General features: G+C 40.9%; 20 protein-coding genes. 11 read left to right on the forward strand and 9 right to left on the reverse strand.

Going from position 1 to position 23,921, the window contains the following annotated elements; all coding sequences use genetic code 11:
* Positions 1 to 148 precede the first annotated feature (148 nt).
* The 4 genes from ORI98_RS12420 to ORI98_RS12435 all read left to right on the forward strand — a co-directional run bounded on the left by ORI98_RS12420 (position 149) and on the right by ORI98_RS12435 (position 3,686).
* On the forward strand, positions 149 to 604 hold the full coding sequence (locus ORI98_RS12420; protein WP_261298425.1) for an NfeD family protein: 456 nt from the start codon (positions 149 to 151) through the stop codon (positions 602 to 604).
* Between the two features lie 49 nt (positions 605 to 653).
* Positions 654 to 1,592, forward strand: coding sequence for a slipin family protein (locus tag ORI98_RS12425; protein WP_261298426.1), 939 nt, complete (start codon positions 654 to 656; stop codon positions 1,590 to 1,592).
* Positions 1,592 to 2,530 carry an SPFH domain-containing protein gene (locus ORI98_RS12430; protein ID WP_188840117.1) on the forward strand — a complete coding sequence of 313 codons (939 nt, stop codon included), beginning with the start codon at positions 1,592 to 1,594 and terminating at the stop codon, positions 2,528 to 2,530. Before ORI98_RS12425 ends, ORI98_RS12430 begins: the two co-directional genes overlap by 1 nt.
* A 169-nt stretch (positions 2,531 to 2,699) precedes the next feature.
* A complete protein-coding gene (locus tag ORI98_RS12435; RefSeq protein ID WP_306135421.1) occupies positions 2,700 to 3,686 on the forward strand; it encodes an NADH:flavin oxidoreductase in 987 nt (328 codons plus the stop codon).
* A gap of 47 nt (positions 3,687 to 3,733) precedes the next feature.
* Here the strand turns inward: ORI98_RS12435 and ORI98_RS12440 are convergent, their stop codons facing one another.
* Positions 3,734 to 4,603 (reverse strand): LysR family transcriptional regulator, encoded by an 870-nt coding sequence (locus ORI98_RS12440; RefSeq protein ID WP_306135422.1) that lies wholly within the window; start codon positions 4,601 to 4,603, stop codon positions 3,734 to 3,736.
* Between the two features lie 416 nt (positions 4,604 to 5,019).
* Between ORI98_RS12440 and uvrD the strand changes: the two genes are divergently transcribed.
* The 6 genes from uvrD to ORI98_RS12470 all read left to right on the forward strand — a co-directional run bounded on the left by uvrD (position 5,020) and on the right by ORI98_RS12470 (position 13,375).
* Positions 5,020 to 7,203, forward strand: a complete 2,184-nt coding sequence (uvrD, locus tag ORI98_RS12445; protein ID WP_261298432.1) for a DNA helicase II — start codon at positions 5,020 to 5,022, stop codon at positions 7,201 to 7,203.
* A 10-nt stretch (positions 7,204 to 7,213) separates the two neighbouring features.
* A complete protein-coding gene (gene ubiA, locus ORI98_RS12450) occupies positions 7,214 to 8,074 on the forward strand; it encodes a 4-hydroxybenzoate octaprenyltransferase (protein WP_261298496.1) in 861 nt (286 codons plus the stop codon).
* A 246-nt stretch (positions 8,075 to 8,320) separates the two neighbouring features.
* Positions 8,321 to 9,343, forward strand: a complete 1,023-nt coding sequence (locus ORI98_RS12455) for a hypothetical protein (RefSeq protein ID WP_306135423.1) — start codon at positions 8,321 to 8,323, stop codon at positions 9,341 to 9,343.
* Positions 9,344 to 10,450: 1,107 nt separating this feature from the next.
* Complete coding sequence (locus ORI98_RS12460) at positions 10,451 to 11,458, forward strand: hypothetical protein (protein ID WP_306135424.1); 1,008 nt, start codon at positions 10,451 to 10,453, stop codon at positions 11,456 to 11,458.
* A 379-nt stretch (positions 11,459 to 11,837) separates the two neighbouring features.
* Complete coding sequence (locus ORI98_RS12465; protein ID WP_306135425.1) at positions 11,838 to 12,626, forward strand: hypothetical protein; 789 nt, start codon at positions 11,838 to 11,840, stop codon at positions 12,624 to 12,626.
* A gap of 215 nt (positions 12,627 to 12,841) precedes the next feature.
* Entirely contained in the window at positions 12,842 to 13,375 is a 534-nt protein-coding gene (locus ORI98_RS12470; protein WP_306135426.1) for a hypothetical protein, read from the forward strand.
* A gap of 853 nt (positions 13,376 to 14,228) precedes the next feature.
* Here the strand turns inward: ORI98_RS12470 and ORI98_RS12475 are convergent.
* The 4 genes from ORI98_RS12475 to ubiD form a co-directional block, all read right to left on the reverse strand.
* A complete protein-coding gene (locus ORI98_RS12475; protein ID WP_306135427.1) occupies positions 14,229 to 14,807 on the reverse strand; it encodes a nucleoside triphosphate pyrophosphohydrolase family protein in 579 nt (192 codons plus the stop codon).
* A gap of 15 nt (positions 14,808 to 14,822) precedes the next feature.
* Positions 14,823 to 16,361, reverse strand: a complete 1,539-nt coding sequence (locus tag ORI98_RS12480; protein WP_306135428.1) for a methyl-accepting chemotaxis protein — start codon at positions 16,359 to 16,361, stop codon at positions 14,823 to 14,825.
* 191 nt (positions 16,362 to 16,552) lie between these two features.
* Complete coding sequence (fre, locus tag ORI98_RS12485) at positions 16,553 to 17,251, reverse strand: NAD(P)H-flavin reductase (RefSeq protein ID WP_261298440.1); 699 nt, start codon at positions 17,249 to 17,251, stop codon at positions 16,553 to 16,555.
* Between the two features lie 80 nt (positions 17,252 to 17,331).
* Entirely contained in the window at positions 17,332 to 18,813 is a 1,482-nt protein-coding gene (gene ubiD, locus ORI98_RS12490) for a 4-hydroxy-3-polyprenylbenzoate decarboxylase (RefSeq protein ID WP_261298441.1), read from the reverse strand.
* 179 nt (positions 18,814 to 18,992) lie between these two features.
* Between ubiD and ORI98_RS12495 the strand changes: the two genes are divergently transcribed.
* Complete coding sequence (locus ORI98_RS12495) at positions 18,993 to 19,583, forward strand: hypothetical protein (protein WP_306135429.1); 591 nt, start codon at positions 18,993 to 18,995, stop codon at positions 19,581 to 19,583.
* A 469-nt stretch (positions 19,584 to 20,052) separates the two neighbouring features.
* Here ORI98_RS12495 and ORI98_RS12500 read toward each other — a convergent pair whose 3' ends face one another.
* The 4 genes from ORI98_RS12500 to ORI98_RS12515 form a co-directional block, all read right to left on the reverse strand.
* Positions 20,053 to 21,357 (reverse strand): GGDEF domain-containing protein, encoded by a 1,305-nt coding sequence (locus ORI98_RS12500; RefSeq protein ID WP_306135430.1) that lies wholly within the window; start codon positions 21,355 to 21,357, stop codon positions 20,053 to 20,055.
* The gene (locus ORI98_RS12505; RefSeq protein ID WP_306135431.1) at positions 21,354 to 22,310 is read right to left on the reverse strand and encodes an ABC transporter substrate-binding protein; all 957 of its coding nucleotides are present in this window, start codon (positions 22,308 to 22,310) and stop codon (positions 21,354 to 21,356) included. Before ORI98_RS12505 ends, ORI98_RS12500 begins: the two co-directional genes overlap by 4 nt.
* A 565-nt stretch (positions 22,311 to 22,875) precedes the next feature.
* A complete protein-coding gene (locus tag ORI98_RS12510) occupies positions 22,876 to 23,139 on the reverse strand; it encodes a transposase (protein ID WP_371931161.1) in 264 nt (87 codons plus the stop codon).
* Between the two features lie 36 nt (positions 23,140 to 23,175).
* The gene (locus ORI98_RS12515; protein ID WP_306135432.1) at positions 23,176 to 23,325 is read right to left on the reverse strand and encodes a hypothetical protein; all 150 of its coding nucleotides are present in this window, start codon (positions 23,323 to 23,325) and stop codon (positions 23,176 to 23,178) included.
* Between the last annotated feature and the right edge of the window lie 596 nt (positions 23,326 to 23,921).

Below are 23,921 nucleotides of genomic sequence, written 5' to 3' on the forward strand. Positions count from 1 at the left end.
TGTTTATCTTAGGTTAGTGTAGGTTAACTAACATCTTTTTATGACATTCGGCTAACATTTTTTCAACACATCTCGACATAATATGTCGCAATACGGCAATAGAGTTGTTATAGTCATTTAAGGCATTCGATAATAATAAGGAGCAAATATGTCTGTTAGTGATCCCATTTCAATTTGGCTAATAGTCGGAATTGTGTTGATGTTATCGGAAATTATCATACCCGGTGGTATTGTGATTTTACTTGGAACATCATGCTTATTGGTTGCTGCAGCATTAGCTTTGGGAATTGTTGAAGGCATTAGCCAAAGTTTGACCCTGTGGTTTATCTCCTCAATGGTGTTGCTGTTGAGTTTTCGCCATGTCACGCAACGACTTGTCGGTGGTGATTCGCGTGTTGACAATACCGATGAAGAGCTAGATTTGTATAATCAGCACGCCATAGTGAAGGAAACTATCGGGCCTGGTCAGCAAACCGGACGGATTAGTTGTTTAGGTTCAGATTGGACCGCATTAGGGGATGGCAGCGAAATTAAATCGGGGACTAAAGTAAGAATTATATGTCGGGATAACATTGCATTAGTGGTTGAGCCTTTGTTGGAATAACAGGCTACAAAGCTAGGTCACCTTAATGTTTAATCAAAAGGAATAGAGCATGTTCATGTTTACCATAATATTTTTGTTCATCATTTTTATTTTATATAAATTAATGTTGATAGTGCCTATGCGCGAAGTGCATGTTATTGAGCGTTTAGGTAAGTTTCGTACCGTGTTGCAACCAGGTTTTCATTTTTTAGTGCCGTTTGTAGATCGTGTTGCGTATCGCCACGATACCCGTGAAGAAGTGCTCGATGTTCCGCCACAAAGTTGTATTTCGAAAGATAACACTCAGTTAGAAGTGGATGGCTTGGTGTACTTAAAAGTGATGGATGGCAAGCTTGCTAGTTACGGCATTGAAAATTATCGTAAAGCCGCTGTCAATTTAGCGCAAACCACCATGCGTTCGGAAATTGGTAAATTGACCTTATCGCAAACATTTTCTGAGCGTGACAGTTTGAATGAATCGATTGTACGTGAAATTGATAAAGCATCAGATCCATGGGGAATTAAGGTGCTGCGTTATGAGATTAAAAACATTACCCCATCGCACCATGTTATCCATACGCTTGAAAAACAAATGGAAGCCGAGCGTCGTAAACGAGCTGAAATTACCTTAGCTAATGCTGAAAAAGCGGCAATGATTAATATGTCGCAAGGGGAGCGTCAAGAGGCGATCAATTTATCTGAAGGACAAAAGCAAAAGCGCATTAATGAAGCAATTGGCACGGGACAAGAAATCTCGATTATTGCTAATGCCAAAGCAGAAGGTATGGCAATGATCTGTAAAGCGCTTACCGTTAATGGCGGTAATGACGCGATGAACATGTTACTTAAAGAGCAATTTATTGGTCAGGTAGGCAAGATTTTAGCCGAGTCAGAAGTGTCTGTTGTACCAGCAGAAATGGCAAAACTGGAAGGTTTTTTTGAAGGCATGGAACAAGTGACACACGCGGTTTCGGGCGCTCAATCAACTCATGCAAAAGGAGCTCGCTAATGATCATTAATGGCATTGATACAGATATTGCAGTCATGGCTATTTGGGGCATTATTTTTGCCATCTTTGTGATGAAGTTATTTCAATCTATTCGTTTAGTGCCGACAAAGTCAGCCTACATAGTTGAACGATTAGGCAAATATCACAGCACATTAGATGCCGGTTTTCATGCTTTGGTGCCCTTTGTCGATAAAGTGGCTTACATTCACGACTTAAAAGAAGAAACCATCGATGTGCCCCCGCAAGAGTGTTTTTCTAGCGATGAAGTCAATGTCGAAGTGGATGGGGTGATTTATATTTCGGTTACAGACCCTGTTAAAGCCAGTTATGGTATTACTGATTATCGTTATGCGGCCATCCAACTCGCGCAAACGACCACTCGCTCGGTGATTGGTACCTTAGATTTAGATCGCACATTTGAAGAACGCGATTTAATTTCAGCTAAAGTTGTTGAAGTATTAGATGAGGCTGGAGCCATTTGGGGCATTCGAGTTCATCGTTATGAAATTAAAAATATTACCCCGCCAGAAACCGTTAAAAATGCCATGGAAATGCAGGTTAACGCTGAGCGTGAGCGCCGTGCATTACTGGCTAAAAGTGAAGGTGATAAACAAAGTAAAATTAATCGCTCTGAAGGTGTAATGGCTGAAACCATTAACCGCTCAGAAGGTGAAATGCAGCGCCGCATTAACGAGGCTGAAGGTAAAGCCCAAGAGATTTTAACGTTAGCGAAGGCTACATCGGAGTCGATTGAGCGGTTAGCCTCGGTTATTTCATCTGAAGGTGGTCAAAGCGCCTTGCGGATGCAGTTAGGTGAGCAGTACATGAAGCAACTTGATGGGTTAAGTAAGCCGGGCAGCCGCATTGTATTACCGGGTAACCTGGTTAATTTTGAATACTGGATGGACAGTATTGGTTTAAAAGACGATAAAAAGTAATTCAGATACGTTGAAAAATGGGTCAGTAAATACTGGCCCATTTTTTTAAATTTGTGAATTGCGGTTTACAACATGATAGATATTATCTCCAGATGGGCAAAGATAACCGCTTATTTGTTTGAATATTGTCAGTTACAATATTGAAAAATTAATTGAATGATATGTAGATATGAATCGCTTTTCATCCTTAACCATCTCAAAGCATGTACTTAAAAACCGTTTAGTTGTCGCACCAATGGCCTCGCAAACTTCAACGCTTGATGGCAAGGTAACCGATAAAACACTGCGCCATTATGCCAATTTAGCCCAATCCCAAGCGGGACTGGTTATGGTTGAATATAGTTTTGTGGCGTTTTCTGGTCGCAGTGAGCCTAATCAACTTGGTGTGCATGATGATGATTGTATTAATGGGATTAAGGATATTGCAAAGGTTATTCATCAGACTGGCGCCAAAGCAGGTCTGCAATTAACCCATTGTGGTGGTAAAGCTCAACTTGATGTTTGCCCTGATTTAATGGGGCCATCAGGGATAACGGTTCCTGCCTATGATCGCATTTTACCTGTCCCTAAAATGATGACACTAAATGATATTGCTGTATTGAAAAAGCAATTTATAGATGCCGCCAAACGGGTTGAACTAGCAGGCTTTGACTTTGTGGAGCTGCATTGCGCACATGGCTATGGTCTGAATCAGTTTTTATCCCCCCTGACTAACCAACGCGATGATCAATATGGTGGTTCTCAGCGAAATCGTGCAAGGTTAATCGTGGAAATCATTGAGCAAATTAAGCAACACACCCAGCTATCGATTATGGTTAGAGTACCGGGGCAAGACCTGTATCCACAAGGGCTTACCCAGACGCAAATTGTCGAATCCTGTGAATATTTTATTGATGCTGGCGTGGTGATGTTAGATGTTTCATCCGGTATTGGTGGCTGGAATCGCCCAAAAGAACGTCGCGGAGAAGGCTTCTTGGTTGAAGAAGCCGCCTACTTGAAGCAAGCAGGATTACAGGCATGTATTATAGGTGTCGGTGGTATAGAAACCGCTGAGTACATTGATAAAGCGATTGAAAATCAGTGGCTTGATTTAGCGGCAGTTGGTCGTGCGATACTCAAGGGGCCAAAAGCGTTTGCTGAAAAGATGATGTTATAGACCATAAACCAGCAATAGGTATTACAGGCAACCACAATGACACTGTTTTATGCTGGGTTTGATAGGTGCTCAATCAGCACTTTGGTCGCGTGGGATAGGTTTGCATCATAGGGATAGATTAAATTAAGGTCACTGAAACCAGCGCTCAATTCGGGAAGCACATTAACCAGTAATTTATTTTCTACAGCTTTATGCACAATAATTTCTGGGAGCAAAGTGATCCCCGCACCGCCCAAACAGAGGTTATAAAGTGTATTGTAATCACTGCAGATGACTTTGTGATGAGCTGTGATAGTCGCTTGCTGAAAATTCCATTTTTCTTCGACTAAGCCATTTGCTCCCCGAAAACCAAGTGATGATTGGTATTGTAAATCTTCAAGGGTTTCAATCACTGATGACTTTTCTAGGTAGCTAGGGCTGGCGTAAATCTTTCGTTCAAAATTGAGTAGTGTTTTAGAGGTAAATTGACTGTCACGGGGCTGATTAATATCAATCACTAAGTCTAAACCGAGACGGGCAATATCTTTAAATCCCCCTGTAATCACCGTGATGTCTAACTGTACTTGCGGGTAACTATGTACAAAGCTAGCAATTTGCTGATCGAGCATTTTGTCAGCAAAGGGAAGTAGGCCAATTCGAACGCGCCCTTGCACTTCGTTATATCTATTTTTGAATACAAACGATGCGTTTTTCAGTTGTTTGAGCAGTGGGGCAACTTGTTCTAAATACAACTCACCTGAAGGGGTCAGTGACATTGCCCGGGTGGTACGGGTAAATAATGAGGCGCCAAGTTGCTTTTCTAATTCGGCAATACGGCGGCTGACTAAGGCTCTGCGGGTGTTCAATGACTCTGCGGCTTTGGCAAAACTCCCTTGCTCAGCAACTAAAATAAATAACTCTAAATCATTGATATTCAAATTAGTTCAACCCTGTCACCTAAAGGAGGAATTATAGTAGTTTTCGTACTGGTTTTTGTCAATTTAAGCCCTCCACCTAATGACCTACTTGGCTGAAACTTAGGCAATAAAGTTAATTAACCTCAACTCGGGATAATAAACGTTTACCAAACAGCCCTTTGTCTTGCTAACGGCATTTCATTAACGTGCAATAGACCAGCTATTGACGTGTTTATGTGATTTGTATTCAAAACAACTGACAAGCCTGCTACAAAATAAGCTAACTCTGTTGGATTCAGCTTATTCAGCCCATCTATTAACCAGAGTTGAGGTCAATTACCTTGTGGCAATACTTTATTGCCACATAAATCCACGGACTATCATCGCATCTGAGGTGATTTTGACGTTATAATGCGTCCAGATTTCTGGGAGGAAAAATGGACGTATCATCATTATTAGACGGCCTAAATGACAAGCAACGCGAAGCCGTAGGCGCACCTTTATCTAACATGTTGGTGTTAGCAGGTGCTGGCAGTGGTAAAACAAGGGTATTAACCCATCGTATTGCTTGGCTGATGCAGGTTGAACAACAAAGTCCATACTCTATTCTGGCGGTAACTTTTACCAACAAAGCGGCAGCAGAAATGCGTGAGCGAGTTGAAAAAGTGGTTGGCAGTAACATGGGGCGTATGTGGATTGGCACATTCCATGGATTAGCGCACCGCATTTTACGCACCCATTTTCAAGATGCTAACTTACCGCAAAGCTTCCAGATTATTGATTCTGATGATCAGCTTAGGCTATTAAAGCGTATTTTAAAAAGTCTCAATTTAGATGATAAACAATATCCACCAAGACAAGCGCAATCTTATATTAATGGTAAAAAAGACCAAGGGTTAAGGCCAAAACACATTGATGCTGGTGGCTTTCCTGTTGAGCAAAATTTGCTGAATATTTATAAAATCTATCAAGAGTCATGTGATCGCGCCGGCTTAGTCGATTTTGCGGAAATTTTACTCAGGGCCCATGAGTTGTGGCTGAATAAACCGCATATTTTAGCCCATTATCAGGACCGTTTTCGCCATATTCTGGTCGACGAATTTCAAGATACTAACGCTATCCAATATGCGTGGATCCGTGTGCTAGCAGGTAACAGCGCTAATGTGATGATTGTTGGTGACGACGACCAATCTATTTATGGCTGGCGTGGGGCACAAATTGAAAACTTGCACCGTTTTTTAAAAGACTTCCCCGGTGCAGAAACCGTTCGTCTTGAGCAAAACTATCGCTCTACCGGCAATATTTTGAAAGCGTCTAACGATTTGATTGCCAATAACCCCGATAGACTAGGCAAAAAACTGTGGACCGAAGATAAAGATGGCGAGCCTATTTCAGTTTACTGTGCTTTCAATGAAATGGATGAAGCTAAGTTTATCGTTGGTCGTATTAATGACTGGCAAGATAAAGGCGGCAGCTTAAGCGATTGCGCTATTTTATATCGCTCAAATGCTCAGTCACGGGTGTTAGAAGAAGCCTTATTGCACCGTGGGCTTGCGTACCGAATTTATGGCGGCTTACGCTTTTTCGAGCGCCAAGAAATTAAAGATGCCATGGGCTATATGCGTCTTATCAATAATAAAGATGATGATGCCGCTTTTGAGCGGGTGGTGAATACGCCTACCCGAGGCATTGGCGATCGTACCCTAGAGATCATTCGATCGACCGCCAGGCAGCAGCAATTAACCCTATGGCAGGCTAGCCTGAGATTGTTAGAAGAAAAAGTGTTGGCAGGCCGCGCAGCCAATGCAGTACGTGGTTTTATGGACTTAGTGATCCATATGCGCACAGATACCGCTGACATGTTGCTATACCGCATGACAGATAGCGTAATCAATCAATCTGGTTTACGGGCAATGTATGAAGCCGAAAAAGGTGAGAAAGCCCAGGCGCGAATAGAAAACTTAAACGAACTTGTCACGGCTGCTAAAAGTTTTGAAATGCCCGAAGAGCTTGAAGATATGGGGGAATTAAATGCCTTTTTATCCCATGCCGCTTTAGAAGCGGGCGAGGGCCAGGCTGACGCCTTTACCGATGCCGTGCAACTAATGACCTTGCATTCGGCCAAAGGGTTAGAGTTTCCTATGGTGTTTATGTCGGGAGTAGAAGAGGGGATATTTCCAAGCAAAATGGCATTAGATGAGGGCGATCGATTAGATGAAGAACGCCGCCTTTGTTATGTTGGTATGACGCGGGCAATGCAAAAACTGTACATCAGTTATGCCGAGTCTCGTCGTATTTACGGCCGTGAAGATTATGCGCGTCCGTCGAGATTTATTAACGAAATCCCTGAACAATACGTTGAACAAATTCGACTACGTGCCCAAGTGTCACCTTCAATCAGTCAGCGTTTTCCCGCTCGGGGTGCCAGCACTGCTTTTAGCCAATCATCGGCAAACACAACCGGATTCAGTGTCGGCCAAAAGGTAAAACACTTTAAATTTGCTGAAGGTGTCGTGACTAACTTTGAAGGCACAGGTGAAAAAGCACGAGTACAGGTTAATTTTCGTGATTTTGGCAGTAAATGGTTACTCGTTAGCCTAGCCAAGCTGGAAGCGTGTTAAGTAAGAGGATATTAGGGTGAAACAAAAACTGCATGCTTATGCCCGCTTAATGCGTATCGATCGGCCTATCGGGACTTTATTACTGTTGTGGCCATGTTTGATGGCATTGCTCCTTGCTGCAAAGGGAATGCCCGATACCAAGGTAATGCTCATATTTGTTGTTGGCGTGGTGATCATGCGCGCTTGCGGTTGCATCATTAATGATTTTGCCGATCGTAAGCTAGACGCCCATGTCGAGCGCACCCAAAATAGGCCATTGGTTTCAGGTGAAATAACGGTAAAAGAAGCCTTAACTCTGTTTATTATACTAGGCCTAGTGGCGTTTTCATTGGTGCTGCTGTTAAATACCTTAGTGGTGCAGCTTTCAGTTGTCGGCATTGTTTTGACTGTGATGTACCCGTTTATGAAACGGATCACTAATATGCCACAGATGTTTTTAGGCATTGTATGGAGCTGGTCTATTCCAATGGCTTATGCCGCACAGTTAGGTAGCGTTCCGGTTGAAGCTTGGTGGTTGTTTGCCGCCAATTGGTGCTGGACAGTGGCTTACGACACCATGTATGCCATGGTTGATAGGGATGATGATGTAAAAGTGGGTATTAAATCTACCGCCATATTATTTGGTCGATATGATAGACAGTGGATTGGCTTGTTTCAGTTAGCCGCGCTTGGGTGTTTTATTATGGCAGGCTTATATGCCGATCGTGGCTTGGTATATGGTTTGGGTATTGTTACCTTCATTGGCTTTAGCTCTTATCAGCAATGGTTAATTTATGGCCGTGAACGTGCACCATGCTTTAAAGCATTTTTAAATAATAACTGGGCCGGTTTTGTGTTGTTTGCCGCCTTAAGTGCTGATTACTTTGTGTAGAATTTTCAGATGCTATTGATTTAAAAGCCGCTTAATTGCGGCTTTTTGCTATTTGTTATCTAGCCAATACATTTACTGACAAATTCTTAGTTGTTAATCATTTGTGTATCTTTATGCTGGTTTGGCTTTGGTTGAGTTTTATTCTGGCTCACCAATGCGCCAAATCTAGCTTAATTTTCCGAGTTTATTATCACAAACTGAGGTGAGTTAACTTAACCAAATATTTTAATCAACAAGGATTGTTTGATGCGTGTAAAAGTCAAATTTCGTTTATTGTTTTTAAGTTTGTCACTGATTTGCTTTTGGTTGGGAGTCCATTTTACGCCAGATACGTTGAGTTCAGCTGATGACAAATGGTTACTTGGCGGGATTTCGGCAGTGTATTTTTTACTGTTGCCAATCGGCTACTGGTACTGCATTATCAAAATCGGCCAGCAAAAGTTGTGGAAGCTGATTATGATTTTCAGTTTAAGCAGTTTAGTGGCCAGATTAAGTTATCCCGCCGAACTGAGTCATTATTTTGAGTTTGTTATGTGGTTACGTTACCCCATAATCGCGGTGCTGTTACTTATCGAGCTGTATTTGATCGTTAGTGTTATTCGTGGCCTGCTTAATGCGCGTAAGCTAAAAGGGGATCCACGTGTCGGTGCGGTCGAAACCTATAATGAGGATGCCGAAAAAACCTTAACCATGGCATTGATTTTGGCTAGTGAAGCGACCAATTGGTATTATTCTATACCCTGGTTTTCGCGCCAGCATCCGTCAACCACAGCGCATATTACTCTGTTAAGCGCCCGTCGTTGGCACGTTTGGCTAATGGTGATTGGCTGTGTTGCGGCATCAATTATCAGTTATATATTATTGCAATCATGGAGCGAGATCGTCGCCATTATTGTCGCCTCATTCATCTCTTATACCTTAATGGCAATTGTCGCCAATCATCGTATATCGCGTCATTACTCGCTATATTTTCTGCGTAATAAATTAGTCATCAATAATGGCTTATGGGGTTTTATGGTGATAGATATGGCTGATATTTCCTGCATGCTCAATCAAGAAGCGAAGTCTGAAACTAAAGATGATACTGAGGTTATCTCAATCGGGCGAGGGCAGACTAATTTAACCCTTAACTTAGTCAAGCCTGTTATTTACCACGGCGGATTGGGGCAGTTACCTGAATCTATGAGTAAGATTCATTTAAGTGTTGATAAGCCACAAGAAGTGATTGCAGCGATTGAAGCTAGCCGTAATATTGTGCTTGCTGCGTAATGGTTGCTTTGCGGCCTAAACGGCCGAAGTAAGTCGTGGCGCTTCGCCCACACCAGACCAAAGGGGCAAAACGCTTGCGCCCCTTTGGAAACCCTCAGCGCCCCAGACGAAAAATGCTGAAAAGCGCATAATTTTCGATGGGGTTCAGTCCAGCTTTTAGCTTCGTTTGTAGTCTGCTTCGGCATTTGTCACCTAAAACAAATTAAGCTAATGCTTCTGATAGTATTATTGCTTTGCGGCCTATACGGCCGAGGTAAGTCGTGGCGCTTCGCCCACACCAGACCAAAGGGGCAAAACGCTTGCGCCCCTTTGGAAACCCTCAGCGCCCCAGGCGAAAAATGCTGAAAAGCGCATAATTTTCGATGGGGTTCGATCCAACTTTAAACCTTATCTGTAATCGGCTTCGGCCCTTTTCAAAAAGTCCTAACGCTTCCGATGGGCCATCCCTGGCCCAACGAAAGCTAGCTTGGCATCCATGCCAAGCTCACGGCCTTTTTTCGATGGCCTCAATTCAAGTTGAGTCTGGTAGTTTTAAATTGTGCTCTGCGTGCTATTCATGTTTTATTTTTTTAGTCACAAAAGATGCTAAATCGAAGAGATGAAAATTTCGGGTGCAGATGAGCCAGCGAGTATCCAAAACATGGATGTTTTGGTTAAGCCCACATGGATGCTGATTTTAAAACCAAGAGCCGGCGACTCGCTGGATTATCTGCACATAAGGTCGCTCTTTCACATCCATGTGACCGCGACATTCCGTTCATCCTGAACATCCCAGCGGCAGGCAATGGGTTAGATTGAAGTTATGGTCTTCCATAATTGAGCAGAGATAAATGAATTAGACTGTGGGTGTCTGTAACTCACTTTTGCCCCGAAATCACTTAGAGTAAATACTCATTCACATAATGTTAATGTGAATTTGCACTACAAAAAGTTATGCGAATCTCGCACATCCAAAAACTATTCAACTCCTAGCGATCTAACTTCTCTGTTTTATTGATAAGTTTTGATTTGTAATTGAGTCAGTAGGTAAATGAGGGCATTATATCAGCGTAAAATGCGGCTGTTGGCCGCCTAATTAGCGTTATGCAGCAGGAGGATATTTTAACTATGGCGCAACTTATCGCCTTGATTTTATTACCACTGGTCATGGCTTTCGGCCTGACTTTTGTTTTTGTATCGAAGGGAAGCAATTTTGTAGAGCGTACCCGATTTATTTTGACTCTTCATCCTGAGCTAGGGCTAATGAAACAAGGGTTACTTTGGTTGGTAATTCTAGCTCCGATTCTATATTTTCTTGGAACAGGTTTTTTAGCATGGCAAGACTATGACGTGCTTTTGAATGCTGAAGGCTTTCAAACGTTCTTACAGATTTCAGTATTGCCCTTGGCTTTACTTTCATTAGCTATTCCTTTATCCGTTCTTATTAGCCGATTACACTCAACTGAGCAATCTGCCAAGCAGATTGAAATTGTGTCGCACAAAAATAATCTAGATACTTATCGCTCACATCGGCAGGAATTGTTCTCGTACTTTGAGCAAATAGGCAAGACAGAATATCTTTCATGTATTGAAGTGAACTTTAAGGTTCATCCACGTCTGCATACAAATTTCTTCTTAGGCTCTCCAACGAAAGGGCTACCATCCCCAAATGTAGACGCATTTAAGGATATTGAGTCTGAATTATCTACCGCTCAGTGGGGTATTGATGCAACCTTGAGAGACGTAAACAAGCCAATGACGTTTTCTTTTTACCTTAATGCTTGTAGTGCAATATTTAGGCTGTCTGAGAAACTTGGTATCCCGGAAATTTACATCGAATTAGCTGAAAAGGGCGTACTCGTACCAGTAAAAATTGAAAAACAACCTGAATTAGAATCAATATTAACTGTCGGTACAACTACGGATGAATTAGTGGCGGCATATCGCATTGCAAGATCTTTTTATCTAAATCTGTGTGATTTTGCTTGTATCACGCCTAGTATAGATACTCCTGAAAAAAGAAAGTATATCGACACTGGTGGTCGTTACGCCAAAGTGAATGACTATTTGTCCGTCGAGCGTTTACATGAAACTGAGATAAAAAGTGCCTTAGAAAAGTCGGGAATAGCTGCATAACAAACGACTATGGCACTATTTGCCTTACTCGAAGTAATCTGTATATCTCTAAATTAGTATTTTCACTGACACGGAAATGCCCCGTTGTGAGTTGCAGTCGGTAACCAGCCCTGATAATTAACCAACTACTTGACTTAGCTTTACTAATCCATTAACGGCACTAACTGGCTGCTTTCAGCAATACCTCTGTATCAATGCGCGTTTTCGGTTAAGTGTGCTCGTTTTTTTCTGCTCTCCCTGATAGAGTACTTATGAATCAATGACTTTCCCAAGGTGCGGCTTAGATAATGGTTTATTAAATGCGCATGCGCGTTTTGCCAAAATACACGCATGCGCACTATACAAATGTTGAGTGACTAAAGGGTTTAGGAGTTAGCGAATGGAAGACAACAACTTAATAAAGTTTGCTTATTATCTTGAGGATTGGGATTTTGAAAAAGGTGATAAAAAGGTACTAAAAAAGGAAGCTAAAGAAGTAACTACAACTGAATACCTCCCTGAAATGAAAGGACAAATATTCTGTCCTGAATGTAGCGTTCCTTTGTTTAAATCACCTGAAAAGAAAGAATTTGATACAAACGGAAGGAAAGCTTTTTTCGCTCATGGGCGTAAGTACACTCCAGATTGTAGTTTGAGAGTAAAAAAAGCAGAAGGCAAAAAATACACTTCTGAAGAGTTAGCAAAAAAAGCTATTGAAGATGATGAGTTGGTCATTGTAAAAGGCTTTATGAAATTAAAACCGGTGCCGCCAAAGAACGATAATCCTCAAGAATATCAGGGTGACCCAGTCGAGGATATTGACGGTGAGTTAGCTGATGTGCCAATTGGGCGACATAATGGTGAAAGTTTTAGCTTACCATCAAGGATTACGACTGTTCGCGGCTTATGCAGAAACTTTAACAAAAACATGTATAAATACTTTCATTTACCAGGAAGGAAAAATGCGATCCAATTAAGGGATTTATTAGTCGATATTAAAAATGTCCATAATATTGATGACGTACCTAGACTTTATTTCGCAAAAATAAAAAGCTCAATTAACCGTGGTCCTACTCCTCAAAACATTAGACAAACTATGTTTGAATATCCACGTGGTGAATATGTCGATTTTTGTTTAAAAGCTGTAGATTTAAGCTCAAGAGAGCATGGTATTGACGATAACTCTTAAGGCAAGGTTGTTATAATGTATGGCACAATCACCGAGAGTGGAATTGGTCTATGCATAGAGGATATAGGTTGGGGAGAGTTTGCCGTATTAGCAGATAAGTATATAGAATTTCTTTGAAAAATCACAAAAAACAGTTTGCTGTTTTCAATTCGTTCAACATTTTAGCTATCAATTTTTTGCCACTTAAGGTGACGTTAGCTTTTTAGAGGGAAGACATGACTTCAGATGAAATTCAGTTTTGGACAATGATCGGGACATGGGTAGCTAGCTTCGGCACTATAGCTGCTGTTATTACCTCTTTGTTTTTTGCGTACAATCAGAACAAGGTGAAACTTAGAATCACCGTTGGCCATAGACAAATAGTCTCTAGTGGCACAGAGGGAACACCAGATTATTGTATAATTAAGGTCGTAAACTTAAGTAATAAACCAGCAAAAATAGAAAGTATTGGGTGGCAAGCTGGTTTTTGGCGTAGTAAAACGAGCATGATTCAATTATTCGGAATTCCTGGTTTTGATGATATTCCAAAGGTGTTGACCGAAGGGCAAGATGCTACTTTTGCAGTGCCATTTCGTCTCAATGGTGGCAAGGATGATTGGATAATCCGGTTTCCTAAATCAGTAACTGAAACATCTTCACTTAATATTCATTCGCTAAAGTTATGGGTTCACATAGCGCAGGGACAAACTTTTATAGCAAAACCTGAAAAAGGACTTATAGACCAACTCAAAAGATCGCTACAAAGCTAATCGGGTAGTCGGAGGTGTCTAGTCTCCAGCCCCACACTGCATGCGGCTCCGCACAGGGCAGTTCATCTCTTAGTGAGCATAAACCCGCTTTCTTAAGGTAATCATTAGTAATGATAATGTGAATTGTAAATTTTAGAGCCTAAGCACTAAATTGTTTCTGTCCAAAAACGATTTAGCTTTTTATTGTCCGATTGATACCCGAAAGGTTAAATCGAAGAGATCAAATAACCAAGTGTAGATGCGGCTGAGGGTATCGAAAACAGGGATGTTTTCGTTAAGCGGTCAGGGATGACGCATAGCGTCCCGAAGCAGTATCTGCACATAAGCGAGCCGCAGGCTTTTAACAACAATGAAGATTCGACTTTAAACACAAATCCCAATTCCAACTCAGCCAAATGTTATAAGCTCAAAATGCCAACGCCTTCATTCGAAGGCCTACACACTTTTGTCCAAAAGTGACCTAACTTTTGTTCTGATTTAGCTTTTTCCATATCCATCAATAAAGCTAAATCGAAGAGACAATAATTCAGGTGAAGATGAGCCTGCGAGTATCCAAAACCGGGCGAAGTTTCACTAAGTTAAACATTTTTGAGCGAGAGGTATGGATGGCGAACTGGCTGTTTAACATGGATGTTATTGTTTTGGTTAAGCCCACATGGACGTGATTAAGGCGTCTCACGGTTGGAGTCGCCTGAAAATTTAACTGAGTTTAAATTTATTGGTTCAGGATAAACGCGATTATCTTGGTAAATTAAACACAAAAAATGCGCTTACCGTTAATACGATAAGCGCATTTTATTTGGCTATTTTGCTATTCTCATGGCGAGTGTTTTAGCAAAAAACGCTTTCAGTTTTAACCCTTAACTAACGGCGTTAAATCTGCTGGGCGATAATAAACTGATTTTAATACCTTGCCTTGGCGAACCACTTTACCGGCCATTTCGACATCTTTAGCACATTTGGCAATGATGAATTCGCCTTTAGTGCTACCCACAATTTCCACACCTTGTTTTGCATAGTGGGCGATGGTTTCGTTTAACTCTTGTTCATTACGACACACTTTACTCATGTTGCTTGAATGCACTTCGTCCCAACAGCGAATAAAGTCAATTTGACGATTTTTGGCCACATTTAGCAACAGATCTATCAGATAGCTAATTTCTAAACGATCGACTACCTGAGTGGCACCTAAGTGAACTAAACGGCCCATCAATACATAAACTGAATCGACGATGGCATCGGCTTGTTCAATGCGGCTGTCGGCTTCTGCAAGCTCGGTCATTTCTTCAATGATCAGTGAAGTGTGTAAAGCATCGGCTTGTGCATCTAAACTCGATTCGTCAGCAACCGGCAAATCAAAGGTGCTTCTAAACTCTAAAATATCGCGATAAAGATGATCGTAAATCGGTTGTGTTAATTGACTGAGTTGCATGTTAAACCTTTAAATTTATCCGAATGTATTTCTAAGGCCTTTGGCCTTTTCAGCTTGCTGCTGAATGGTGTTAGCGGCTAATCCTATCACAGATAAGTTATGAACATTACCTTGGCTCAATTCACTTATTTGATGAATATTTTCAGTCATCTCATTGGTGACAGCTCTTTGTTGTTCAGCTGCAACCGCGCTTTGTTGAGTAAACATATTCACTTCAATGATTTGTTGGTTGACTACCTCAAATTGCGTCGCAACATGGGCGATATCATCGACGCATAATTCAGCCTGTTGTTTGCTTTGTTGCATTTGTGCAGACCAGTTATGCAACATTGAATGCATTGACTGGACACTTTTTGAAATCAAATCTGTGGACAGCTGCGTGCGACTGGATAATGCTCTTACTTCATCTGCCACAACCGCAAAGCCTCGGCCCTGTTCACCTGCACGTGCGGCTTCTATCGCAGCGTTTAACGCTAAAAGGTTAGTTTGTTCAGCTATGCCATTAATTTCTAGCATAGCTTGAGAGACATTTTCAGCCTCTTTATTTAAAAAGTGGGTGCTTTCAGCGGCTTCCGTTACGGATTGAGTCAGGGCATCAATATTTTTACGACTGTTTTTCATGGCCTTAAGGTTATCAAGACAGACGTTTTGTACTTGATCAACATTTGAGGATGTTGATAAGGCATGTTGAGCCATCTCAGCAACAGTGGCGTTCATTTCTTCAATCGCAGTCGCTATTTGGGTAATTTGATCTTTTTGCTTTTCAATACTTTGATTGGCGTGTTTTGCTGTTGTGACCAACTCATTGGCAATATGATCAAGGTTATTGCCTTGATCTTGGGCTCGACCAAGCACACCTTGCATTTTGGCTTGGTTCATTTTTAGCTGAAAGTCGAGCACTGAACTATGGTCATTACCGCAAAAGACTAAACGACTGACAGAGTCGTATTGTGCTTGATAACGACTGATGTGCGCAGGAATGGTAAATAACTCTTGTTTAAATATTCCTGCTAATAACGTGGTTAACAATATTAGTCCAATCGCGGCATAAATATTCGCGCTGAAGCCCATCGCCAGTGCACTTGCTAGGATAAGTAAGGTTCCTATGAGTTGTTTTTGTTTGAAACTTAATGGTGAGGCTAATTTTTTACCCTGTTTGATTTGGGCGTAAAGCGAGGTCGCATTTTTTATGTATTCAGGCTTGGCTTTGATGCGAACAGATTGATAGCCAGTAATTCTGCCTTTTTCATACAAGGGTGATACAAAAGCATCTACCCAATAATAGCTACCATCTTTACATCGGTTTTTAACAATACCACGCCATGATTCACCAGCTTTTAATTTGTCCCATAAATCTTTAAATGCTTCGGCGGGCATATCGGGATGACGGACTAAATTATGGTTGTGGGTAATCAATTCAGCTTCACTGTAACCTGAAATGCGAATAAATGTAGGATTAGCATAGGTAATAATGCCACGGGTATCGGTTATTGAAACTAATTCATCTCCCGCTTTAAGCTCGACTTCTTTGTCTATCGTAGGCTTATTTCGCATTGTGGTTCCCTGAAAGGTTAACTAAGGTAGGGTAGAGGTTTCATTCTTGTTGCATGTGTCTCATTTTAGACGAAGATTTGATAACTATCACGATACAAAAGTTGAAATACAATATCTTGTTACACTTTGATACACTCTTTGAGGTATAAAAAAACCGACTGATTTAGTCGGTTTTTTTTACATAATTATGATTATTTGATGAAAGCGAAGGCATCACCAAACAGGTGGTCTTCTTCTACACCTAAACTTCTAAACACTTCCCGAGCAGCGCCCACCATATCAAAACGGCCAGCGATATAAATGTCATATCCTTTAAGGCTAATAAAGTCATGTTTGATTTGCTCAAGTAAATTGGCGGTTTTACCATCCCAATCGCCATCGGCTTGCTCAATAACAGGAACAAAGTCTAACCATTTATGGTCAGCGTGCCATTGACGAGCGATGTTTTGGTAATACATGGCATCTTCGGTACGACAGCCCCAGTAAAATGTGGAGTGAACCGTTTGGCCGATTGCAATTTGATGCTCAATAATACTTTTAATATATGAAAACCCAGTACCACCAGCGATTAACACCCGTGGACGCGTACTGTCTTGACGTAAATAGGCATTACCTGCAGGCGCTTCAATATCAATATGAGTAGACGTTTTTAGGCGTTCAACCACTTGCATTGGGTAGCTTTCACTCACTGCGGCACCGATATGCAGTTCAATTTTATCGGCATTAGGTGCGCTAGCGATGGAAAAAGGACGTTTGTCTTTCTCACCCATAACAACACTTAAATACTGACCCGCTTTAAATTCAAAAGCAGTGTCAGGTTTAAGGATGACTTGGAATACGGCATCATTAAACGGGGTGATTTTTTCTATCTGACAACGAATGGTTTTCATCTAACGTCCTTTAAGCCCTATCTTTTTAGGTTTTCAATCTTTGAATGATTATAACGTCTTTATGTGACCAAGGTCACTCTTTACAGTGTCGGTTGGCCATCAATACCTAATTGGTCCCACATTTGATCAACTTTTTCTTTTACTTCGTTGTCCATCACAATAGGCGTACCCCATTCTCGATTGGTTTCACCTTCCCATTTATTGGTGGCATCTAAGCCCATTTTTGACCCTAAGCCTGCGATTGGGGATGCAAAGTCTAAATAATCAATAGGTGTATTATCTATCATTACTGTGTCACGGGTTGGGTCCATTCTGGTGGTAATGGCCCAAATAACATCTTGCCAGTCGCGACAGTTCACATCGTCATCAACGACAACAATAAACTTGGTGTACATAAATTGACGTAAGAACGACCATGCCCCCATCATCACGCGCTTTGCATGTCCTGGATATTGCTTACGAATTGAGATTATCGCCATGCGGTATGAGCAACCCTCAGGCGGCAAATAGAAGTCGATAATTTCTGGATATTGTTTACGTAAAATAGGCACGAATACTTCATTTAATGCCACACCTAGCATTGCCGGTTCATCAGGTGGACGGCCGGTATAGGTGCTGTGGTAAATTGCATCTTTACGGTGAGTGATATGAGTCACGGTAAATACGGGAAAAGAATCGGTTTCATTATAGTAACCTGTGTGATCGCCATAGGGACCTTCTTCTGCCATTTCACCTGGGGCAATATAGCCTTCTAAGATTATTTCGCTGGTAGCGGGCACTTCTAAATCACAGCTTAATGCTTTACACACTTCGGTGCGCTCTCCGCGCAGTAATCCTGCAAAAGCGTATTCACTCATGGCATCGGGTACAGGCGTTACTGCGCCAAGAATGGTTACCGGATCACTCCCCAACGCCACCACAACAGGGTAGTTTTCACCTGGGTGTTTTTCTTTAAAGTCTTTAAAGTCTAATGCACCACCACGGTGATCTAACCAGCGCATAATAAGCTTATTTTTACCCAGTAATTGCTGACGATAAATACCCAAATTTTGACGCTTTTGGCGTGGCCCTTTAGTAATGGTTAGTCCCCATGTGACTAACGGTGCGACGTCGCCAGGCCAGCAGTGTTGAATAGGAAGCGATGTTAAATCAACATCATCACCGGTTGTTACCACTTCCTGACATGGCGGATTGCGCACTGTTTTAGGCGGCATGTTTAATGCTTGCTTAAACATTGGAATTTTTGATATGGCATCTTTAAAACCACGTGGTGGCTCTGGTTCTTTTAAAAATGCTAATAGCTCACCCACTTCTCTAAGCGCTAATGGATCATCTTTGCCTAATGCCATCGCGACGCGCTTTGGTGTGCCAAATAAATTGACCAGTACTGGCATGCTATTATTTTTAGGATTCTCAAACAGCAAGGCTGGCCCACCAGAGCGTAATACTCTGTCGGCTATTTCTGTCATTTCAAGGTGAGGGTCAACCGGATGGCTAATGCGTTTTAGCTCACCATTGGCTTCTAGATGGTTTATGAAGCTACGTAAATCCTTGAAACTCATAACTACCGCCTGTTTGTGCAATTTGATGTGCCGCGCACTATAGCATTTTTCTAATATGGGGTTAAGCCATTTGAGTTATCACTCTGGGCGATTGATGTTTCAAGGTGTAAACTGACAAATGTTATGGATTAGGGTTGTGATTGACATAGCTCTTATGTCGTAAGATGAGGTCAGTGAGTATGAAGCTTAAAACGATAACGGTTCTGTCGCTATTTTGGGGGATCGGTGGTGTATGTCCTGCTGTAGCACAACAACCATTGAGTCTTGATCATCTTAATCAAGCCAGCGTTAACACTCATGTGGCTTCTAATCATCAGGGTAATCATCAGGGTAATCATAATCGAGATTATGTAAATCATGACCGTCATCGTCATCAATTTAACAATCGACATGGCTACCGCGATCCTTGGCGATGGGGTTCTGGATGGAATAATCATTGGGGGCCAAGTGTTGGTATAGGCTGGAGCAGTGGTTATCGATGGGGTAACGACTGGCGCTGGCGCGATCATTGGTATAATAATGGCTATTCCCCTTATCGATATGACCGTGACAATTATGCTATTCGTCGTGATTTTGAGGTTGAGCCTACCGTAGTGGTGGCTCCTCCACAAAGAACCACAACGTCAATGCAATATGATCACGGAATTCGAACCTTGCCTGAAAATGCTAAAGTCATCCAAAAGGATGGGAAAATGGTTTATGAATGGCAAGGGGTCATTTATCAATATGATTGGTCTACTGAAACCTATGTCAAAGTGGCAAATCAATAAAACGTATTCGATGGCGTTTGATGTAGTTTAGCTGTTCGGTTTTGATGTAAGTCTAAGCAACTACTTGCCTGAGTGGATGACGGACTGTTGATGGGAAATATCAATACGTTTTATATGAGAAAACGTTTGAGTGCGAGTTGTTAGCCTGCACAGGTGAGGTTGGTCATTTTTATAAGTAACCTCAGCTCGGGATAATATTAACCCCCAACTAAACAGCCCTTTGTCTTGCTAACGGCGTTTCATTAACGTGCAATAGGCCAGCTATTGATGTGTTAACGTGCTTTGTTTTAAAAAATGACAAGTTTGCGACAAAATTAGCTAAATATTTTAAATTCAGCTTGTTGAGCCCATCTCTTGACCTGAGTTGAGGTTAAGTAATCTGCTTTATCTAAAGTCACCTGCGTTTAAAGGTTTTTCTGAGTATGATTTTGCGCTTTCTTAACACAAACATTCTTAAAAACGATTAAAGCTAAGAGATTTCCTGGAATAAACAATAGTCTTGTGTTGAGTCATGTTTAGCAATATACATTGCGGCATCAGCAGCGGTGACCAGACAGTTACTATTATTACCATTTAGCGGATATTGGCTCACTCCAATACTTGCCCCCACAGTTAATGAATTACCATTAAGCTCAATAGTTTGGTTTATGACGGACAAAATGAGTTTAACTTTGGTAATGATGTCTTGCTCATTATTGATGTTGTCTAACCAAATAACAAACTCATCACCACCAAATCGCCCGACAAAGTCAGTACTTCGCAAATGCGATTTTAATCTCAGCGCAATTTGTTTGAGTACCTCATCTCCGGTTTGATGGCCTAGGGTGTCATTGATTATTTTAAATTTATCTAAGTCGATAAAAAGTAATGCAGCTTGCTCATTTCGTCTCGAATCACGTTCGATGGCACTGTCAATTTGCTTGATAAAAGCACGGCGGTTATAAATAGAGGTGAGTTCATCGTGTTCGGCTAAATAGGTGAGCTTAACCTGCTGTTCTTGTAGTTTTTGGGTTTGCCTTGCCACTTCTAATTTCAGTTCTTCTTTTTTAATGGTTATTTTCTGCAAAGAGGCCTTCATATCATTAAAGTTGTCGCTCATTTCAGCAAACTCATCATTCATGTCATATTTAACGCGACTTTCTAAATCGCCGTTGGCAAGTGTTCGCATGCCATCATTGAGCGACTTCATGCCACGTTTGAAGCGAATCAATGTCATTGATGACCAGATGGTAACCAGAATCGATAGCAATAAAACCACCAAAGAGATAGAGATCAATAATGATTGCTGGGTTTGCTTTGCTTGGGCAATGGTCACTTTATGAAGCCGATACATATCTTCAGTCATTTTTTCTATATTCATACTGTATTTCGCTTTAAGTAAGCGACTGGAAGTCAGCTGATCCTCAGAAAGTGAATGATTGGTATTGCTTTGCATTTGGGTATTAAATAATACGCGAATATTAGCGTTCAGACGATTTAGATTGTCGAGTACTCGCCGCTGCTTGGTATGCCATTGAATATCTTTAGATAACTGAACTGCAAGATCCGCTTGCCTAATGTTAAGCTCGGATAAGCTAAGTTGGTCGCTATACTCGTCATAAAGCCATAATTGGCTTCTTAAGCTATCAATGCTTAATTGTATTTGCATCGAATGGTTAAGTTGCTTATAAATTTTTTGCTGGTAAGTGTGAGCTTGAAACAAGGCTTGGCAAACGGCAATGGTCAATAGCGCGCACAGTATTGCTGTAAGTTTAAGCCGAGTTGCAAGTGTCATTGATGCTCATCCGTATGCTCGTACATAGCTGACTCAAATAGCTGTCTATCTAGTATTTGCCTAATATCAATGCGATTGTCTTTTGGGACTAAGGCTCTGTCAATTGCCCATTGAGATTGTAATTGCAAATTTGAAACTAAAGCATTACTAAGGCTTAATCTAAAATCATAATCTCGCCATAAATAACTCAGCTGTATTTTATCCATATCAAGAATTTGACTAATTAACAGCTGGCTGTCTTCAGGGTTTTCATTGATGTAATTAATGGCATCGCTTAACGCTTGAAGAATACTTTGTTTATCTTTAGTTTTGATCGAACTGTTTTTTAAGCCGACTAGGTTAAATGAAAGGTTATATAGGCCTTTCGTGCCAATAACTTGGCTTGCTTGTGGTGATTCTTTTACGAGTTGATAGGGAAAGGGCTCCCATGCAGAGATTAAGTCTACTTCGCCTTGTTGAAGCGCCTGAAGCATTTGATTTGGCTTTAAATAGACTCTTTCTATCTGGGCATCTTGTTGGTGATAAAGCATTAGTAAACTGTCAAAGAAAAATTCACTGGCACTGCTTTTGACTATACCGACTTTAGCGTTAGAGATTGCTGCTAAATCATTAAACTTCTCAGATGACATGCTCAGCAGTTTTAAATCATTATCAGACTCCACAAAACTGGCTAACACAATAAAGTTGCTGCGATAAAAACTATTGAACATCACCACTGATTCAGACGTAGTGGCAAAATCAACATTGCCTTCCATAAGTTCGTTAAAACACTTAACTCCTCCATCTTCTCTTACTAATTGGATATTCAGCCCATGCCGTTTAAAAAAACCTTTTTTGTCGGCAATGAAAATGGGGGAAGAAAGCGGTGTGTTCGATACAGCTATTTTTATAATAGGCGATTTTTGCCCATCCGCTTTAACGCTAGCGTTAGGTTGGCAGGCAGATATAAGCATTAAAACTACAATAAAAATTGGCAGAGTTAAATTCATAGGCTGGGGGTAAAAGTCATCATAATTTAAGTGTAGTGGTTGAAATGCTATTTCGCTAAGAAGTTGATAAAAAACTTTTTATCTAAATTAACCGATAGTTATTGGTGGCGGTGTGGGCGGTGAATGAAGAAGTCTGCATAGTTAAGCTGGCTTAATTTTATGCATTAGTGTGCGAAAGTGGCAAGGGTGTTCGTACATCACTATTAGGCTGTCTAGCGCCATATTATTATATGTGGTTGTTTGTATTGTTATAGTCGATTACTGGGGGCTAATCTCATATATTCAAACACCCTTGCCGAAAATGTTTACCGCTTTATGGGTAATCCAAACGTAAGCGGTTATTTCATGTTGCTGCTTATTTTATTCATTTGTAAAGACATTGCGCGCCAAGGTAGAAGAAAGTAGCAAGGATGCTTGTGCATCACTATTAGGCTGTTTAGCGCCATATTATTATATGTGGTTGTTTGCATTGTTATAGTCGATTACTGGGGGATAATCTCATATCGCCAAACACCCTTGCCGAAAGCGGTTATGTCATCATTTGTAATAAGTTGTTCAAACTATTTATTTGTAATTGCAATGATGCAATTTGATTGGTTATTTCACTTTTTTTCAATTCACTAGGTTCGGTAGATGATTTAACCCATTGATAGACAGTTCTGGACGAAATCCCATAATTTTTAGCCACCTCTGAGAGTAACCGATTATGATTTTTAACTTGGTTGACCACTTCGCTGATCAGAGCTTGTGAATATTTGTGGCTTATGTGGTTGTGCATCGCAGTATTATGCATAGTCGTATTCACTTTTATTGAGATTTGCTTGTTGGATTATCTATTTTCAACGTCCCACTGACTGACGCCAATATGAGCAATAAACTGATAATATTGGTGAATTTTTCTAGTAAACAAGCTACTAAATTGAAGTGTATGCACAAAAACATTGGATAACGTATTTAGGGGTAATGGTTTTATTTGCATAATATTTTCTCCTACAATTCAATACGCACATATAATGATCTACCTATTTATAGGTACTTTACTATATGAAAAGATTGTGCCAATTGTTGAAATTATTTTTTTATGAATACTATTAGTTAGTTATATTTTTATGGCAGAGTTCAGCTTATTATACTTTGCAATGTATTGGTGCAATTGCACTAATTTGGTTTTTAGCATCATTAGCCCGCAAGGGAGAAAGTACATCGCCAAATTCCGCTTAACTTTATCAATAAATGAACTTGAGGGAATCTCAATGCCTTACTTCAAACTGACGCGTTACCCTCAACCTCTGGCTGATGGTGTGGAATTTAATATTAATATGTTTGCGAGTTTCTTAAGCGGAGTTTAGGTTAAGCCGTTACGATGTTTTAGGTGCAAGGTCTTGCTTGATAGGCATTGCTTTTCTCAAGTGTCATTGTAAAAAATGCCTGAAGATATTGAGGTTATATTGCCTTGAAATAGTTATGTTAACTTGGCTATGGTTGATTATTAGTACTGTTAGTACTGTTAGTACTGTTAGTACTGTTAGTACTGTTAGTACTGTTAGTACTGTTAGTACTGTTAGTACTGTTAGT

Source organism: Shewanella sp. ULN5, from assembly GCF_030731885.1.
GTDB lineage: Bacteria > Pseudomonadota > Gammaproteobacteria > Enterobacterales > Shewanellaceae > Shewanella > Shewanella holmiensis.